This is a genomic window from Flavobacterium sp. KACC 22758 (genome assembly GCF_028736135.1).
In the GTDB taxonomy this organism is placed as follows: domain Bacteria; phylum Bacteroidota; class Bacteroidia; order Flavobacteriales; family Flavobacteriaceae; genus Flavobacterium; species Flavobacterium johnsoniae.
This window is the reverse complement of the sequence record NZ_CP117878.1, coordinates 578457-593827: the sequence shown is the minus strand read 5'-3', so window position 1 is coordinate 593827 and position 15371 is coordinate 578457. Positions and strand designations below refer to the sequence as shown.

Sequence of the window (15371 nt, the reverse complement as noted above, 5' to 3'; positions counted from 1 at the left end):
AAAAATTAAAACCTAATGAAATTATTACGTTCAATCTTCTTGCTTTTATTTCTTTTGTGTACATCTAAGAATTTTGCTCAGATTATTCAAACAACATTAGATCCAAACCAAAGTCCTAAACCGCCTTCTAACTGGGCACAAAAAAACCAACTGGGACTCGATCTTTCACAAATTGCTTTTTTAAACTGGAGTGCCGGGGGAACCAGCTCTATTTCAGGATTATTTAAAGGAGAATTTTCCAGAACCTATATAAAAGGAAATCAGAAATGGTTTAATGAACTTATCATGAAATATGGTCTAAATAAACAGGATGGTACTGAATTAAGAAAGACAGATGATGCGGTTCAATTCAACTCAACTTATGGTTACAGAACAGATACAATTTCAAATTGGTATTATTCTGCTAAATTTAATTTCAATACACAATTTTCTAATGGTTACAATTATCCTAATAGAGATGTAGCTATTTCCAGACCTTTTGCGCCAGCATACATATTTCTGGGAGCTGGAGCTGAAAACTCTAATAAAGAAAAAAACAGAACTTTTTATTTCTCACCTATTACGTTAAAAACCACATTAGTATTAGATCAAAATTTAGCGAATCAAGGTTCTTTTGGTGTTAAAAAAGCCGTTTATGCACCTGATCCTTTAGATCCTACACAGCAGATTTTAGTTGAAGAAGGACAAAAAGTAAAAGCCGAATTTGGTATACTTTTGACAGCCTACATGAAAAATGAAATTTATAAAAACGTTTTTTACGAAAACAGGCTGAGTTTGTATACTGATTATTTAAACCGTTTCGGAAATGTCGATATTGATTATGACACACGTCTGGACCTGGTTGTAAATGCCTATGTAAAAGCAAATATTGGCGTTCACTTAATTTATGATGATGATATTAAAAACAAAAAAGATGTTGTAGATCCTGCTACAGGAACAAAAACACAAATTAATGAAGGGCCTAAGATGCAGTTAAGACAAGTTCTTGGTGTTGGTGTCGTTTATGCCTTCAAGTAAATCACAACGCTTTTAATTATAAAAAAACACCCCATAAAGATTTTATGGGGTGTTTTTTTGTTCAATATTAATTCTTTTTTCGTCCCTGAATCATTTCATATAATTCTAAAGCATTTCCATCTGTTAAAAGCGAAACGTAATGACAGATGTGAAGCAGACGTTCGTATAAATTACCTTTCTCTAAATGATGCTTTTCCGGGAGCATTTTCAAAATCAATTTATCGTAATTTGATGCCGTCCCTTCGTACTTATTATTAAAAGCTGTGATAAATTTATCCAGCAATGTCTGAATGATTTGATAACCTACAATTTCCTTTTCTATTACTTCACGGCTTTGATAAATTTTATCAACACTTAATTTGATAATGTCATTCATCTGCGCTTTATATTTGCTTTTATCTGTCAATGCAAAAGGGAAATTGCCCGCCAGAATTGCTTCTTCATTTTCAATAAAAACATCTACAGCATCGTTAATTAAAGCTCCAATTGCCAAAGCACGTAAATAACTAATTCTGTCTTCTTTGGTTTCTAACATATTGTATTTATCAACCCCAATATTATCTTTTACCAGTTTGATTAAATATTCAAGAGCGTAATCTTCAGAAACTAAACCTAGATTTATTCCATCTTCAAAATCAATAATCGTATAACAAATATCATCAGCTGCTTCGACTAAATATGCCAAAGGATGTCTTTCAAAACCAATATCACCATCTTCTTTATTTGCTATTAATCCCATATCAGCGGCCACTTCTTCAAAAAAGGTTTTATCTGACTGAAAGAAACCATATTTTTTATCGGCAATATTATTTGTTGGTTTTTTCGGAAGACTTTCTTTTGGATATTTCATAAAAGCGCCTAAAGTGGCATACGAAATTCTAAGTCCGCCTTCGATTCCCGGACGGCTTGCTGTTAAAACTGAAAATCCATTGGCATTTCCTTCAAAATCAATTAAATCCTGCCATTGTTTTGCCGTTAGTTTATCTTTGTATTTTAATCCTTTTCCACTCGAAAAATATTCTCCAATTGCCTTTTCACCAGAATGTCCAAAAGGCGGGTTCCCAATATCATGCGCTAAAGAAGCCGCTGCCACAATTGCACCAAAATCATTCATATGATAGCCGTGAACTTCTTTTAAATAAGGATATTTTTCGATGATTTTTTTACCAACCAAACGTCCTAAAGATCTTCCTACAACCGAAACTTCTAAACTATGCGTTAATCTGGTATGCACAAAATCTGTTTTAGAAAGCGGAATTACCTGAGTTTTATCTTGTAAAGAGCGAAAGGCAGCCGAAAATATAATTCGGTCATAATCGACCTCAAAACCTAATCGTGTATCATCTTGTTCTGCACGCAATCTTTTAATTGTATCTCCTTGACGTTTTAATGATAAAAGTTGTTCCCAGTTCATTTTTCAATTTTAGATATTAGATGGATGATTTTAGATTTATCATCTAAAATTCAAAAATACGTTTTATTTAGGATTTTGTTCAACCAAAATCCATTGATCCTTATAAATAATTTAATGTTTTAAAATTCAAGAGCAGTGCTGTGCTTGATTTCTCCCATTACAAAAATACTGTTCGTGTTTCCAATATTTTCAATGGTTGACAGCTTATTCATGACAAAATCCTGATAGCTAGCCATATCCTGCACCAATATTTTGAGCATAAAATCGTAATCGCCGGCTATATTATAACATTCTATAATTTCTGGAAGCGCCACAATATCTTTTACAAAATTACTCCCTACATTTTTGGCGTGTTCTTTTAAACGAACATTACAAAAAACGGTCATGCCGCGGTTCATTTTTTTCTTATCCAAAAGTGCTACATATTTTGTTATGTAACCATCTCTTTCCAGTCTTTTGATACGCTCGTAAACAGGCGTTACCGTCAGAAATAATTTACTCGCAAGATCTTTTGTATTGATATTACAGTCTTCCTGAAGGTATTTCAGGATCAGCAAATCGGTTTTATCTAAATTTTCCATAGTTTTTTTTACGGCTAAAAGTCAATTTAAAACAAATTAAAAGTAATTAAATCTTTAAAAAGCATATTTAAAAACACTTTTTACTGAAATAATATTCAAATATAAGTTTAAAAAACCAATACAATAAATTTGTGCAGTAAAAAATACTGAAATAGAAATGAAAACAAACAATTTAGGTTACCCAAGAATTGGCAGCAACAGAGAACTGAAAAAAGCCAGTGAACTGTATTGGGCCGGAAAAATTTCGGCAGATGAACTTATAGATGCCGGAAAAGAAATCCGTTTTAAAAACTGGTGTTTACAATCTGAAGCCGGAGTTGATTTAATTCCGTCTAATGATTTTTCTTTTTATGATCAGGTACTTGATTTAACATTGGCTGTTGGTGCAATTCCGCGGCGTTATCATGAATTAGCAAAATCAAACTCTTCTTTAGATTTGTACTTTGCAATGGCAAGAGGATCACAAAAAAACGGGCAAGATGTTGTTGCAATGGAAATGACAAAATGGTTCGATACCAATTATCATTATATTGTTCCTGAATTCACTAAGAACCAAAAATTTGAATTATTTTCAGAAAAAATAATTACTGAATTTAAAGAGGCAAATGCTGTTGGAATTAAAACAAAACCTGTTTTAATTGGACCTGTTTCTTACCTTTTATTAGGAAAAGAGAAAGAAGAAGGTTTTAACCGAATTGATCTTATTAATGCTTTACTTCCGGTTTATTTTGAAATTCTTGAAAAACTACAAGCAGAAAATGCCGAATATATTCAGCTTGATGAACCTTTCTTAGCTTTAAATTTAACTGATAAAGAAAGAAACGTTTTTACAAAAGTTTACAACGAAATCAATGTTCGTTTTCCAAAACTTAAAATTATTTTAGCCAATTACTTTGATTGTTTTGGAGAGAATCTTGAAACGGCTTTAGCGCTTCCGGTTGATACTTTACATTTAGATTTAGTACGTTGTCAGCTTCAATTAGATGATATTTTAGAATCAGGAAAACTGGCTCCAAATGTAAATCTTTCTTTAGGAGTTGTTGATGGAAGAAATATCTGGAAAAACGACTTCAAAAAATCGTTGGAATTAATCAAAAAAGCAACTGATGCTTTGGGCGAAAACCGAATCTTGGTTGCTCCGTCTTGTTCTTTAATTCACAGTCCGTGCGATTTAGATCTAGAAACAAACGATCAGACTTTAACACCGGAAATTAAACAATGGCTTGCTTTTGCAAAACAGAAAATCAACGAAATTGTACTTTTAAAACAATTTGCTTCTGGCGAAGTTAACCCTGAAAACTCTGCTGATTACGAAAGAAATGTTATTGCAAATGAAAACCGCAAAACTTCAAAATTAATTCATAATAACGAAGTTAAAGCACGTGCTGCCGGAATTACCACTGCCGATGACAAACGTAAAAGTGCTTTTGCTTCAAGAAGAAAAAGCCAGATCGATGCTTTAAATCTGCCGTTATTTCCAACTACAACAATTGGATCTTTCCCTCAGACTGCAGAAGTGAGAAGCTGGAGAGCAAAATTCAAAAAAGGTGAACTAACTACTGAACAATACAACGATTTAATCGAAAAAGAAACTGAAGCTGCAATTCGTTTTCAGGAAGAAACTGGAATTGATGTTCTGGTACACGGAGAATTTGAGCGTAATGATATGGTAGAATATTTCGGTGAGCAATTAAACGGATTTACTTTTACTAAAAACGGCTGGGTTCAAAGCTACGGAAGCCGTTGTGTGAAACCGCCGGTTATTTATGGAGACGTTTCAAGACCAAACCCAATGACTGTAAAATGGTCAAAATATGCGCAGTCTCTAACTTCAAAATGGGTAAAAGGAATGTTGACTGGTCCTGTAACAATCTTACAATGGTCATTTGTTCGTAATGATCAGCCTCGTTCTGAAACTTGTACACAGATTGCTCTTGCCATTCGCGATGAAGTTGTAGATTTAGAAAAAGCAGGAATCAAAATTATTCAAATCGATGAGCCGGCAATTCGTGAAGGTTTACCTTTAAGAAAAGAAGAATGGGCAAAATATTTAGACTGGGCTGTAAAAGCTTTTAGAATTTCTGCAAGTGGTGTAAACGACGACACGCAGATTCACACGCACATGTGTTACAGCGAGTTCAACGACATCATCCAAAACATTGCCGACATGGATGCCGATGTTATTACAATCGAATGTTCTCGTTCGCAAATGGAACTTTTGGATGCTTTTGCCAACTTTAAATATCCTAACGAAATTGGGCCTGGTGTTTATGACATTCACTCACCGCGTGTTCCTTCAAGTAAAGAAATGGTTCGATTACTGGAAAAAGCTTCGGCTGTAATTCCTGTTGACCAGCTTTGGGTAAATCCGGATTGCGGTTTAAAAACCCGTCATTGGGACGAAACTAAAAAAGCCCTGATTGAAATGGTTGCTGCAGCTCAGGAAATGAGAAAAGCTGTAGAAAATCCTGTTACTGAATAGTTTTATTTAGAATATATTTTTATTTTTTATGCCGGCAGGTGAGACCGAATTTAGTTATGATTCGTTTCGGTTTCACTTCTGTTGGTATACTATTTTAGAAGAATTTCATTTTCATAAAATATTTGACAAACAAAAAGCACTTCAAATGAAGTGCTTTTCTATTTTACATTAAAATCTAGAACTAGAAGTTTTTAGAAATCCCAATGTTTACTGTTTTTCCAAAATTGAAGTAAAAAGATTTAACATCTACACCATTATTATCATAGCTTAAAGTTTCATAGCCTAAACCTCCAATACTAAAATTAAGTCCAAAACCTTTTTTCATATTGATAAAAAGTGCCGGCGTAAGCCCAACATATATGCCATCTGCTTTAGCATCAGATATTAGCGGATCATTTTCGTAAGCTTTATTTCTTCGATTTTGAAAACCTGCTCCTAAATCACCAAAAACAGAAAAAGTTTCACTCAAAGGAACAGTATAACGTACAAATGCTCCAGCTTTAAAAGAATTAGATTTTGTTTTATTAAGATCTCCTTCTTGTTTAGAAGAAGACACTTTAAATTCTGCCCCAACGGTCCAATTATCATGAAATTGATAACCTGCTTTTGGAGAAAAATCAAAGCTTGTTGCTTTAACCTTATTAGATTGGTAATCATAAGTGTCAGAAGTATAACCGATATTTCCTCCAACTAAAATTGTTCCCTTTTGGGCATTTGCAAAGCCAAAAACTGACAATGCAAGAATAAGTAGCATTTTTTTCATAATGTGATATTTATTAAGATTTCACATACATACAACAACAAAAATACCACTGAATGCCAATACTAATTTTCTTAACAATTAATTAAAAACAGACCATTATAAATAAGCTGAAAATTAAAATAACAAAAAGAAATAGTTATAAAAAAAGCACCTCGATTGAGGTGCTTTCTGAAATTGAATATATAATTTAAGATTAGAAGTTTTTAGAAATTCCAATGTTAAATGTTTGTCCAAAGTTGAAGTAGAATTTGCTGTAATCAGCTCCGTTGTTATCAAAACTTAAAGTTTCGTATCCTAAACCACCAATGCTGAAATTTAAACCAAAACCTTTTTTCATGTTAATGAAAAGAGCTGGAGTAACACCAACATACATACCGTCTCCTTTGTATTTTGCATAAGCATTTCCAGGTCCGTAAACTTTATCTTTTTGAGTTTGAAAACCAGCTCCCATATCAGCAAAAACAGCAAATGTTTGGCTTAATGGCACAGAATAACGAACAAATGCTCCTAATCTGAAATTGTTGTTTTTTTCTTCGATACCAGCTGTTGTTTCGTCGTTAGATGAGCTTACTGCAAACTCTCCTCCTACTGTCCAGTTATCGTTAAATTGGTAACCTACTTTTGGAGAAAAAGTAAATGTACTTGTTTTGTCTTCGCTGAATCTGTATTCTGATTTTTCAGAAGTATAACCGATGTTTCCACCTACTAAGATTGTTCCTTTTTGAGCGTTTGCAAAACTGCAGATAGCCAAAGCAGCCATCACTAGAATTTTTTTCATAATTTGGGTATATTTTTATTTTAGCATTCCTTTAACAATAACGATGCCGTGAATACTGGGCTGGCGATTTTTTTTATAATTATTTTAAGAGATGAATTTTTAGCAATCGAGACTATTTCTGTTTACTTTTGTAACAAATAAAAAGTCATGTCGATAGAAGTAAACAGTATATCAAAAAGTTACGGAGAGCAAAAAGCTTTAAATGAAATTTCTTTTAAAATTGAGAAAGGAGAAATCGTAGGATTCCTCGGTCCTAATGGAGCCGGAAAATCTACTTTGATGAAAATCTTGACCACTTATTTACTTGCCGACAGCGGCTCAGCCCTTGTAAATGGCCACGATGTCATGACAAATGCAAAAGCAGTACAGCAGTCTATTGGTTACTTACCAGAACATAATCCGTTATATTTGGATTTGTATGTTCGTGAGTATTTGGCTTTTAATGCCGATGTCTATAAAGTGCCAAAGTCAAGAATTGAAGAAGTAATTCAACTGACAGGACTGACACCAGAAAGTCATAAAAAAATCAGCCAGCTATCAAAAGGATACCGCCAGCGTGTAGGGCTTGCAAATGCTTTATTACATAATCCGGATGTTTTAATTTTAGATGAACCAACTACAGGTCTGGATCCGAATCAGTTAATGGAAATTCGAAACGTAATTAAAAATATCGGAAAAGATAAAACCATTTTTCTTTCGACACATATTATGCAGGAAGTCGAAGCTATCTGCGACCGTGTCATAATTATTGACAAAGGACAAATTGTAGCCGACAATAAATTAGATCATTTAGTTGCTGCAGACAAGGAACAAGTTATTGAGGTTGAGTTTGATTATCAGATAGAAGAACAGCTTTTAGCAAAGCTTGAAAACATTTCTTCATACAAAAATACGCATGACATGACTTGGGAGCTAACTTTTATTACTGACAAAGATATGCGTCCTGCCATTTTTGACTTTGCTAACGAGAATGGATTAAAAACATTACAATTGAATCAGAAAAACAAAAACCTAGAAGCTGTATTTAGAGAAATTACTAAATAATTTTCAGTCTCAGTTTACAGTCTCAGTTTCTTATACCAACCCAATTTATTCCAGGAATAAATTGGGTTTTCTTTTTTAGAATTGTTATTTCTCTTAATAATTCTTTTTACCTCTAAAAATATTATTTATTCGTTATCAGGCGATTATATTTTATTTAAGCAAATTTTAACTATTTTTATTTAGACTTGTTATAAATAGTGTTATATTTGCCAAGCAAAAACTTAATAATACCCTACCAAATGTTATCCTTTATCCTCCATATAAAAGTCTTCTTCTGTTCAATTTTAAGCCAAATTGAAAGCTTTCAAAAAAAACTTTCTGATAAAATTGAACAAATCGTTTTACAGTAAAAATATAAGCCTATTTAAAATTTAAAAGCCCAAAACGACATGAAGAATATTTTAACCTCAATTATGCTGGCATTTTCAGTATACTCCTATTCGCAGACAGAACAGGAAAATGACAGCATAGTTGAAACCTCAATTAATGTTTTAGATGAAATCGTAATTACAAAAAAGAAAGTTTTATATACTCAAAAATCTGATCGATTGGTTTTCAATGTCGAAAATAGTATAGTTTCTGAAGGCGGCACAGCATTAGATGTTTTATCGCGTGCGCCCGGCGTTGTAGTTTCTCAGGACGGCGATTTATCTATTCGCGGACAGCAGGGCGTTGCCGTAATGATAAATGGCAAACTAACGCAGCTTTCGCAGAAAGAATTAGCCAATTACTTAAAATCGACTACTTCTTCGAATATTAAACAAATAGAAGTTATCACAAATCCTTCCTCTAAATATGATGCTGCAGGAAAAGCAGGAATTATTGACATCATTTTAAAAAAACCAAGTAATTCAGGATTAAAAGGAACGGCATTTACCAGTTACGGCAGAGGCCGAAAAAACAGAACCAATTCTGGTGTTAACTTAAGTTACAACAAAAACAAACTGGGCTTTTTTGGAAATTACAGCTATACTTTTAGAGGCGAAGAAGAACGTAAAGAGTTTAATCAGACCCAATATACAGATGCTGCGCGTACACAAATTTCGACTAAAAATCATCAGACTTCAATTACTGACGAACCGTTGACATCAAATAATTTTAAAATTGGAGCGCAATACGAGATTTCGCCAAAAACAAATATCGAAGCTTATGTTGATGCTAAAATTGGACGTTATCAAAACATGGCAAACGGTACAAATACGGTTGTAAACGCAATGAATCAGCCTCAATTTGATGCTGTAACCTATAATGACAGCAAAGAAAAATGGTTTGATTATACATACGCTTTTTCCGGACTTCATAAACTTAATACTGAAGGGAAAAATATGGCTTTTGATTTTGAATACGAAACTTCAAAATTCAGATCAAATCAATTTCAAAGTTCAAACGATCTTTCAAATACCACTGCTGTCAATGACCGAAGAGGTTATATTCCGTCACAATTAAAAGTTTTTACAGGAAAAGTTGATTTTACAAATCCTTTAAAAGAAAAACAATCTATTGAATGGGGGTTTAAAGCCAGTGTAAAAAATAATGATAATCCATCGGTTTATGAATATTTAGACAATAATCAATGGGTTATAGATGCCAATTCTACTAATCATTTTGAATATAAAGAACAGATTTATGCAGCTTATGCCAATTATAAATACCGAGTTGGAGATTTGAGCATTCAGGGTGGTGTACGATCTGAATATACAGCAATCGACATTTTACAAAAAACTTTAAACGAAGAACATAAAGACGATTATTTAAAATGGTTTCCAAGTCTTTCTTTAAAATATGAATTTACAAGCAGTCACTCTATTCATACATCATATAGTAAAAGAATCAACAGACCTAGTCAGTTTGATCTGAATCCGTTCCGTTTTTATGATGACCCATTTAACTATTCGCAGGGAAATCCAAACTTAGTTCCTGAGATTACCCACACGGCAGAAGTGGGATATGCATGGAAAAGTGCTTTTATGGCGTCATTATATTTTAACACCACAAAAGATGTTTTTACAGATGTGTACAATTATAATCCAGACACCAATATAACCGTAACAACTCAAATTAATTTATCGAAATCATACAATTACGGATTAAATATTACTCATTCTGGCGAACTGGCAAAGTACTGGTCTGTAAATACCCTTTTTAATGTTTTTGAAAACAGGTTTGAAGCAAATGCGCTCAATTCTTCTACAATTGACCCAATTATGACTTTAAATTTAAATGTTCAGAATTCATTTACTATTACAGAAAGCGTGAAAGCAGAAGCGAATGCTCAATATCAGTCAAAATCAAATTTAGGAGTTTATGAACGTGACGGCTTTTTTGATCTGAGCATTGGAGTTTCAAAACAGGTATTGGCTGGAAAAGGAAGCTTTAAACTAAATTTTACAGATGTTCTTAATACGAATAATTTTTATATAAACTCAGCAGTAGGGCAGACTGCAATTAATAAACGATACAACTTGGATAATCGTATCGCGACATTAGCCTTTACATACAGAATTTAAATTCATCCCTTGAACTTGTTTTTTTGTTTTTTATTTTTTTTTGAAAAAAGAGCCTGCTGATTTTTGCAGGCTCTTTTATTTTTAGTTTATAAATTCTCCAAAATAGTTTTCATTTCTTCGATAACAATTCTAATATCTTCTTCATTTGTTCTCCAGTTTACAAATGAAGCACGGATACCTTTTTTATTTTGATAAACAGTCGGCGTCATAAACACTTTACCAGTATCGTTCAGTTCAGTTAAAAATGCTGTTACTTTTTCCTGATTCTCATCTCCTTTTAAAGTAAAACAAACATTATTTAATCGAATTGGAGCTAAAAGCTCAAATCTTCCCTCATCAACAAGTGCATTTGCAAAATGAAGTGCCAGTAAAATACTTTTTTCAATAATATCACAAAAACCTTCTTTTCCGTAAGCCACTAAAGAAAACCAAACCGGCAGTGCTCTTAAACGGCGTGAATTTTCCGGAACTACATTTAGGTAATTAAAATTCTCTAACGGATTCCCTAAATAAGGCGCATTTGAATTTTGGAATGTTTCAATCTGCAGATTAACATGATCTTTTTTAATCAAATAAAAAGCACTTTCGTACGGAACATTCAGCCATTTATGGCAGTCAATAGTAATACTGTCTGCTCCTTTCCAGCCTTTTACATAATGTTTGTATTTTTCTGAAACTGCCGCAAATCCGCCAAAAGCACCGTCAATATGCCACCAGAAATTGTATTTTTCTTTCAATTCTGCTATTGCTTCAAAATCATCAAAGTCGGCTGTATTTACTGTTCCAGCACTTGAAATCAGAATAAAAGGTTTTCCATTTAAAGCTTTAATCTTTTCTTTTAAATCGGCAATATCCAAAGCTTCACGATTGCCTTCTATTGTTTTTACAACAGTATAATTCTGGCTTCCAATTCCTAACATCGATAATGATTTTATAGAAGAAGAATGCGGTGTTGCTGTTAAAATATTGATGGTTTCAGAAATTCCGTTTTTAGCAAAATCTTTTCCATACTGTTTTCCAAACCATTGTCTCGCAACTGCTAAACTTGTGAAATTAGACATTGTGGCGCCCGTTACAAATCCGCCTAAAAACGAATCCGGAAGTTCTAATAATTGCAATAATAAATTAATAGTTTCAAACTCTATTAAAGCCGAATTACCTCCCTGCGAAGTTACGGATTGTGTATTTTGATCGTAAACTGCTGCCAGCCAATCTCCAACAATAGAAGCCGGAGTTGATCCGCCGGTTACAAATCCCCAATAACGCGGGCCTGGCGATGAGACTAATAGAGGAGCTAATCTTTCTTTAAACTCACTTAAAGCTTGTTCAGAACCTAAACCTAATTCGTTCAAATTACGTTTTGGATCAATTACATTTTTATTTGAAGTTGGAATAGTTTCCAAATTATTTAGGAAATCAATTCCCTGCTGTTTTGCTTTTTCCAAGATATTCTCAAAATTGTCGAGATCATGCTGTAATTTTGAATTCATAATATATAGTTATTTACATCACGCATTGTCAGGCTGAACGAAGTCAAAGCCATTTCACACGAGATAAGTTGTTTTTAGTATTTATTTTAAGAATTGAAATTTTATAGAGAAGCTACCATTTCGTCTTTTCAGAGAATCTTGAAACCATCATAGAACAGATTACATCTCCATTGGCGTTTAATAAAGTAGCGATTGGATCTACTAAAGTCCCCAGAATCATGGCAACCGGAAGTGCTTGTTCCATTGGAAAACCATAAACTGTTATGGCTAAGATTTCGCCAATATAACCTCCGTTCGGGATTCCGCCTTCGACAATTGAAACTATAACTGTAATTCCGAGTGCTAAAAGAATTGTCATCGGATCTGAAAAATCTTTACCAAACATGGCAAACAAAAAAGTTATTTTTAAGATGGATGACATACTCGAACCGTCTTTATGCAAAGGTGCTCCAAGCGGAATTACCAGATTTCGTACATGTGCCGGAATTCCCATTTTTTCTGCCGCAGTTAAATTGGCAGGAATCGTTGCAATGCTGCTGCAGGTTCCAACTGCTGTTAAAGAAGGCATTATGTTATTGCTCCAAAAAACTTTGAAGGCTCGTTTTCCGCCAGCAGCAAAAGCATATAAACTAAAGAACACAAAGAAATAGAAAATACAGGCAGCGTAATAGACTGCCATTGGTTTTGCATAAACGCCTAACAATTGTGGTCCAAAAACACCAACCTGATAAGCAAAATAAGCTCCCAAACCAATTGGTGCAAATTTCATGATGATATTCAAAAGCTGTTTCATTACCTCGTTTCCTGAATCCAGAAAACTCTTGAAAGCATTTCCTTTTTCTCCTGATTGTAATGTTGCAAAACCCACTAAAAAAGAAAAAATAATCAACGCCAGCATGCTTTTGCGAGACAATAGTTCGAAGAAATCATTGGCTGTAAGCAGTTTTGCAATTTGATCTCCCGCCGATCCTGATGCTTTTTCTTCAAAAGCAACTTTGGCAATCGCAATATGTTCATGAATTGGAAAAAGATAAACCGCGCAAATCATTACAATTGCTGAAATCAGAATTGTCGCGAGAAAAACCAATAACATTATAACAAACAGTTTTCCTAGTTTCTCTGTTCTTTCCAGATTCGCAACCGAAGAACCAATCGTAAAAAAGATAAGCGGAATAATGGCTGTAAAAAGTAAATTCAGGAATATATCGCCAAGAGGTTTTATGATCAAAACATCTTCTCCAAATACCAATCCGAAAATGCTCCCGATTATAATACCGCCAAGAAGCCATAAAATACTGCTGTAACTCTGCAAAAAATTGATTTTCTTAACTTCCATAAGTTGTCGAGAATTATATTCGGAAAAGATTAATAATAAAGAATGAAAGTACTCAAAAAAAGGATTGCAAAAATTGATTGGTTATTTTTTTTGCCACAGATTATAGGGATTAAAATGATTTTCTAATCTGTGGTAATCTTTATAATCTGTGGCAAAAAAAATTATTTCTCCAGAACAATAGTAGTAAAAGCTCTGTCGACTAATTCGCCTGTTTTACTTTTTACTTTTTCGGTTTGTGTTTCGGTGTACACAATTTTAAAAGGCGTTTTCTTGATTAATTCCTGTGCTTTTTCTGTACTGTACAATTCAAATTCAAATTGTGTAAAAGGCAGTTTTTTCATGAAATCTTCTTCGGCAAATGTCAGGCAGAAATTCCCGTTTGGTTTTAAAACTCTGTAAATTTCCGAAAGTAATTCTTCTGGTTTCTGCCAGAAATAAATTGTATTTACGGTAAATATCTTATCGAATAATCCATCCTCAAACGGAACTGCGTTTCCGTCATAAAGTGAAAAGAAAGCCTGTTTTTGAGAAACAAAATTTCTATTGATCTGACGCGCTTCCTGAAACATCAATTCTGACATTTCCAGTCCGTAGTATTTTAGATTTTTGGCTTGTTCAAACAAAAATTCTACGTGGCCTGCGTTTCCGTGGCCTAGTTCCAGAATTCTGTTTTCGTTTGAAATATTTAAATTCTGAATCGAATGTTTGGTCATGTTGATGTTCGTTTCGTTCATCATATTGCCCATTTCGATTCCTTTTTCTCCCGATGGATGTTTTAATTGAGAGGCTATGGCTTGTAGTTCTTCTTGTTTCATAATCTTTTAAATTAAATTCCAATTTAAAAATACCAAATTCCAAGCTTTCTTGTCATTTCGGGAATTTTCACCATTAAGACATTAAGAAAATTAAGCTAAACTTGATGAGCTTAATTCTAAATGGTAAAAAGAAAATTAAGGCCTGGCTTTATGAACTTAATCTCTTAATGGTAAAAAAAACTAAAAAACCTGACTTGCAATCTGGCGAATATTCTCAGATTTACCCATTGAATAATAGTGTAAAAATGGAACTCCTGCGGCTTTTAATTCTAATGACTGCTGAATCGCCCATTCGATTCCGACTTGTTTGATTTCAGCATTGTTTTTGCATTTATCTACAGCATCGATTAAATCTTCTGGCAAATCGATTCTGAAAATCTGCGGCAAAACTTGTAAATGTCTTTGAACAGCAATTGGTTTAATTCCAGGAATAATAGGAATTGTGATCCCCATTTCTCTTGCTTTTTCTACAAAAGCAAAATATTTCGAATTATCAAAAAACATTTGTGTTACCACATAATCAGCTCCTGCATCTACTTTTTCTTTTAATCTTTTTAAATCTGATTGTAAAGATGGTGATTCTAAATGTTTTTCCGGATAACCGGCAACACCAATACAGAAATCTGCTTTGTTATCAGCATCTATTACTTCGTGCAGATATTGCCCGCAGTTTAGATCTTTAATTTGTTTAACCAAATCAATTGCATAGTGGTTACCGCCAGCTTTTGGCACAAAAGATTGTTCATCTTTCATTGCATCGCCGCGAAGCGCCATTACGTTGTTAATTCCTAAATAATGACAGTCAACCAGCATGTATTCGGTTTCTTCTTTTGTAAAACCACCGCAAAGCAAATGCGGAACCGTATCTACATTATATTTATGTTTTATAGAAGCGCAGATTCCAAGCGTTCCAGGACGCATACGAGTCAGTTTTTTATCCAAAAGTCCGTTACCTTTATCTATGTAAATATACTCCTCACGTGAAGTCGTTACATCAATAAACGGTGGATTAAACTCCATTAACGGATCAATATTATCGTATAATTCCTGAATACTTTTCCCCTTTTGAGGCGGAATAATTTCAAATGAGAATAATGTTTTTCCTTTGGCGTTTTCTATATGTTCTGTTACTTTCATTTTAAGT

General features: G+C 33.6%; 12 protein-coding genes. 4 read left to right on the top strand and 8 right to left on the bottom strand.

All coding sequences use genetic code 11. From position 1 onward, the window contains the following. The first annotated feature begins 15 nt into the window (after positions 1 to 15). Positions 16 to 1017, top strand: coding sequence for a DUF3078 domain-containing protein (locus tag PQ462_RS02615; protein WP_121362436.1), 1002 nt, complete (start codon positions 16 to 18; stop codon positions 1015 to 1017). Positions 1018 to 1084: 67 nt separating this feature from the next. On the opposite strand, the gene PQ462_RS02610 is transcribed toward PQ462_RS02615, so the two are convergent. Together PQ462_RS02610 and PQ462_RS02605 are read right to left on the bottom strand one after the other, a co-directional pair. After that, the gene (locus PQ462_RS02610; protein ID WP_012023599.1) at positions 1085 to 2431 is read right to left on the bottom strand and encodes a deoxyguanosinetriphosphate triphosphohydrolase; all 1347 of its coding nucleotides are present in this window, start codon (positions 2429 to 2431) and stop codon (positions 1085 to 1087) included. A 119-nt stretch (positions 2432 to 2550) separates the two neighbouring features. Beyond that, positions 2551 to 3012, bottom strand: a complete 462-nt coding sequence (locus PQ462_RS02605) for an Lrp/AsnC family transcriptional regulator (RefSeq protein WP_012023598.1) — start codon at positions 3010 to 3012, stop codon at positions 2551 to 2553. A gap of 157 nt (positions 3013 to 3169) precedes the next feature. Between PQ462_RS02605 and metE the strand changes: the two genes are divergently transcribed. After that, positions 3170 to 5494, top strand: coding sequence for a 5-methyltetrahydropteroyltriglutamate--homocysteine S-methyltransferase (gene metE, locus PQ462_RS02600; RefSeq protein WP_274252264.1), 2325 nt, complete (start codon positions 3170 to 3172; stop codon positions 5492 to 5494). 181 nt (positions 5495 to 5675) lie between these two features. Here the strand turns inward: metE and PQ462_RS02595 are convergent, their stop codons facing one another. Further along, entirely contained in the window at positions 5676 to 6257 is a 582-nt protein-coding gene (locus PQ462_RS02595) for an outer membrane beta-barrel protein (protein ID WP_274252263.1), read from the bottom strand. A 193-nt stretch (positions 6258 to 6450) separates the two neighbouring features. Beyond that, the gene (locus PQ462_RS02590) at positions 6451 to 7035 is read right to left on the bottom strand and encodes an outer membrane beta-barrel protein (RefSeq protein ID WP_012023595.1); all 585 of its coding nucleotides are present in this window, start codon (positions 7033 to 7035) and stop codon (positions 6451 to 6453) included. Positions 7036 to 7182: 147 nt separating this feature from the next. Here PQ462_RS02590 and gldA point away from each other — a divergent pair, with 147 nt between their 5' ends. Both gldA and PQ462_RS02580 read left to right on the top strand, forming a co-directional pair. Further along, on the top strand, positions 7183 to 8079 hold the full coding sequence (gene gldA / locus PQ462_RS02585; protein WP_274252262.1) for a gliding motility-associated ABC transporter ATP-binding subunit GldA: 897 nt from the start codon (positions 7183 to 7185) through the stop codon (positions 8077 to 8079). Between the two features lie 389 nt (positions 8080 to 8468). Continuing rightward, on the top strand, positions 8469 to 10586 hold the full coding sequence (locus tag PQ462_RS02580; RefSeq protein ID WP_274252261.1) for an outer membrane beta-barrel family protein: 2118 nt from the start codon (positions 8469 to 8471) through the stop codon (positions 10584 to 10586). Between the two features lie 86 nt (positions 10587 to 10672). On the opposite strand, the gene PQ462_RS02575 is transcribed toward PQ462_RS02580, so the two are convergent. From PQ462_RS02575 to metF, 4 genes are all read right to left on the bottom strand, one after another. Next, entirely contained in the window at positions 10673 to 12076 is a 1404-nt protein-coding gene (locus PQ462_RS02575) for a pyridoxal phosphate-dependent decarboxylase family protein (protein WP_274252260.1), read from the bottom strand. Between the two features lie 112 nt (positions 12077 to 12188). Next, the gene (locus PQ462_RS02570) at positions 12189 to 13412 is read right to left on the bottom strand and encodes a dicarboxylate/amino acid:cation symporter (RefSeq protein ID WP_274252259.1); all 1224 of its coding nucleotides are present in this window, start codon (positions 13410 to 13412) and stop codon (positions 12189 to 12191) included. A gap of 161 nt (positions 13413 to 13573) precedes the next feature. Further along, positions 13574 to 14227, bottom strand: coding sequence for a class I SAM-dependent methyltransferase (locus PQ462_RS02565; protein ID WP_274252258.1), 654 nt, complete (start codon positions 14225 to 14227; stop codon positions 13574 to 13576). 180 nt (positions 14228 to 14407) lie between these two features. Further along, complete coding sequence (gene metF, locus PQ462_RS02560) at positions 14408 to 15364, bottom strand: methylenetetrahydrofolate reductase [NAD(P)H] (protein ID WP_179003207.1); 957 nt, start codon at positions 15362 to 15364, stop codon at positions 14408 to 14410. Positions 15365 to 15371: the final 7 nt, after the last annotated feature.